Raw genomic sequence first — 3257 nt, 5'->3', positions numbered from 1 at the left:
TCCACGCACGCGGACCGGTTCGAGTGGATGTCGCGCAATCTGTCGCGCCGCGAGTTCGTCTGCCTGTCGGTCCACCCGCACAACGACCGAGGCACGGCCGGGTCGGCCTGAGCGTCCAGGAACAGCTCGATGACGGGCACGGCGGTGTCGGGGCGCTGGACGGGGATCTCCAGCGTGAGCGTTCCGGCGGGCTGCCCGCCCATTTCGGTGTTGAGCGCGGCCCGGTCCGGGTCGATGTGGACCTGGGTGATCTCGGAGGCGTCGTTCAGCAACTGGGCATAGCGCACCCGGCCGGCGAGTCCCGGCAGGTGCAGATGGCGCAGCGGCCAGGCGAACAGGTGGACGTAGAGCCGGTCGCCGCGCTGGGTGTACCGGCATTCGGCGGGCGCGGTGTACGGGGAAGGGCCGCAGCCTCGGACCGACCGCTCGTGCAGGTCCATCCACCGGCCGATCTCCCCGAGGACGGCGACGGCACGCGGTTCGAGGTCGCCGCGGCCGGTCGGGCCGACGTTGAGCAGCAGATTGCCGCCCTTGGAGACCCCGTCGACGAGCATGCGGATCAGCAGGTCGGCGCTCTTGTGGTCCAGGTTGTCGCGGTCGTAGCCCCAGCTCCCGTTGAGCGTCTGGCACGCCTCCCACAGCACGGGACGGCCGTTCTGGGTCATGGGGCCCGAAGGCTGGTATTGCTCGGGAGTGATGAAGTCTCCGGGCAGGCCGGCCCGGTCGTTGACGAGAATGTGCGGCTGGAGTTCGCGGACCATCGACAGCAGTTTCGGTGAGTCCCAGTCGTCCGGTCCCTTGCCGCCCCACCAGATCCGGCCCGCGTACGAGAAGTCGAAGAACAGGTAGTCCACGCGGCCGAAGGACGTCAGCAGCTCGCGGACCTGGCCGTGCAGATAGCGCTGGTACTCGCGGATTTCCCGGCCGGCGGCCGCGGCCTTGAACTCCTCGTCATCGCGCTGCGGATGGATTCCGTCCACCGGGAACGACGGGTGGTGCCAGTCGATGAGGGAGTAGTAGAGGCCGACCTTGAGCCCTTCGGCGCGGCACGCCTCGACGAACGGCCCGACGAGGTCGCGACCGTGCGGGGTGTTGGTGACCTTGTACTCGGTGAGGGCGCTGTCCCACAGGCAGAAGCCGTCATGGTGCTTGGTGGTCAGAACCACGTACCGCATGCCCGCCGCCCTCGCCGCCCTGGCCCACTGGACCGGGTCGTAGCGGTCGGGGTCGAAGTGGTCGAAGTAGACCTGGTACTGCTCGTCGGTCAGCTTCTCGCGGTTCTTCACCCACTCGTGCCGTGCGGGGAGCGAGTACAGGCCCCAGTGGACGAACATGCCGAACCGGTCGGTGGTGAACCAGGTCGTGTCCGGGGCGAGTGCGGAAGCCGGGGTCTCGGCGCTCGGGGTCATGGGGCATCGTTCCTTGTCGTCGGCGTCCGGTGGCGTCTTCGGTGCGCCACCGGAAGGCTGGTGGTACGGGGGTCGTGTGCGGACGGCCTGCCGGTCAGCCCTTCAGGGCGCCGGAGGACAGGCCATGCACGAAGGAACGCTGGAAGAACAGGAAGACGATCACGGAGGGGAGCAGCGCCAGCAGAGAGGCGGCCATCACCACTCCGGGAGTGACGGCGGGGTCGATCCGCAGCGTCCGCAGTGCCAGCGGGAGCGTGTACGAGGAGGAGTCGGTGGAGACCAGGAGGGGCAGCAGGTACTGGTCCCAGATCATGGTGAAGCCGAAGACTCCGATGACCCCGAGTGCGGGCTTGCACATCGGCAGGATGATCTGGGCGAAGATGCGCAGATCACCTGCGCCGTCGATGCGGGCGGCCTCTTCGAGTTCCCGGGGCACGTCCTTCATGAACTCGGTCATCACGAGGATGGAGAATCCCCAGGCGCCCAGCGGGACGATCATTCCGGCCAGGGTGCCGATGAGGTTGAAATGGACGACCGGCAGGTCGGAGAGGATCACGGACAGCGGAAGGGCCAGGATCTCCTCGGGCAGCATCAGTGTCGCCAGGATGGCGACGAGCACCAGTGTCATCCCCGGGAAGACCTTCCTGGCCAGCGCGTATCCGGCCAGTACGGAGACCGCCACCTGGAGCAGCAGGCCGAAGCCGACCACGAAGAAGGAGTTCAGCAGGTACGCGAGCACGCCCTGGTCGAAGGCGATCCTGAAGTTGTCCAGGGTGGCGCCCGAGGGGATGACGCTCAGCTGTGTCGGGTCCTTGACCTGACTGAAGGCGCTGACCAGCAGGGCCAGCAGGGGACCTGCGAAGACGATCAGAACCAGCAGGTAGGTGACGGCTTTCAGGATCCGTCCGCCCGGACTCCTGCTCTCCGTCAGGCCCAGCGCGGTCTCGGTCGGCGCGTTCATTTGCTCTCTCTCCGTCGCAGCAGGTGAACGACGACTGTCAGGACCAGCGTCGCGATGAACAGCAGGACGGCTCCCGCCGCGCCGACACCGAGTCTGTTCTGCTCCAGCCCGAGCTTGTAGATCAGGGTCATCACGACCTCGGTGGAGCCGTCGGGCCCGCCGTTGGTGAGCAGGAACACCTCGGTGAACACGCGCAGTCCGCGGATCGCGGCGAGGATGAACAGGATCGAGAACACCGACCGCAGTCCGGGCACCGTCACATGCCGGACCCGTTGCAGCCTGGAGGCGCCGTCGACCTTCGCGGCCTCGTAGAGACCGCGGTCCACGCTGGTGAGTCCGGCCAGGAAGATCATCATGTCGTAGGGGGCGCCCCGCCAGATACCGGTGACCATGATGGAGGCCATCGATGTGTCGGGGTCGTTGATGAATCCCGAGGGGCCCAGTCCCACCAGACCGAGGATGGAGTTGAGCATGCCGTCCGCGGTCGGGTGGTACATGATCCGCCACAGCTCGGCGACGACCGCGATCGGCACCACAACCGGCAGGAACGCCGCGGAGCGTACGAATCCCAGCCGACGCCCCTGACCCTCCATCAGCAGCGCTAGTACGAGGCCGAGGGCCATCGAGCCGGCCGTCTGCCCGGCGGCGAGGACCACGGTGTGCCAGGCGGCCTCGCGGAAGCCGTCGGACTGGAGGACCGTGGCGTAGTTCTCGGTGCCGACCCACTTGTTGCCGAGGTAGGGCTGGACGTCCTGGAAGGACATGGTCAGCGCGCTGACCATGGGGATGAACTTGAAGTACAGGAAGAGGAGCAGTGCCGGAGCGAGGAACAGCCACGGCGTCCACCACCGGCCCGCCCGGCGGCTGTGCCCCCGGCGGCCGGCGGC

General features: G+C 67.6%; 2 protein-coding genes and 1 pseudogene. All 3 read right to left on the bottom strand.

Annotated features, from left to right (window positions below; all coding sequences use genetic code 11):
• Positions 1 to 488: 488 nt before the first annotated feature.
• A pseudogene (locus tag ACWCQ6_RS36530) lies at positions 489 to 1334 on the bottom strand (alpha-L-fucosidase); the annotation flags it as partial.
• 169 nt (positions 1335 to 1503) lie between these two features.
• Complete coding sequence (locus ACWCQ6_RS36525; RefSeq protein WP_072488495.1) at positions 1504 to 2370, bottom strand: carbohydrate ABC transporter permease; 867 nt, start codon at positions 2368 to 2370, stop codon at positions 1504 to 1506.
• Positions 2367 to 3257: carbohydrate ABC transporter permease (locus tag ACWCQ6_RS36520; protein ID WP_451096723.1), on the bottom strand; the 891-nt coding region annotated here is incomplete at its 5' end. The genes ACWCQ6_RS36520 and ACWCQ6_RS36525, both read right to left, overlap by 4 nt.

It is taken from the genome of Streptomyces sp. NPDC001880 (assembly GCF_053594575.1).
This window is presented reverse-complemented; position numbering and strand designations above follow the sequence as displayed.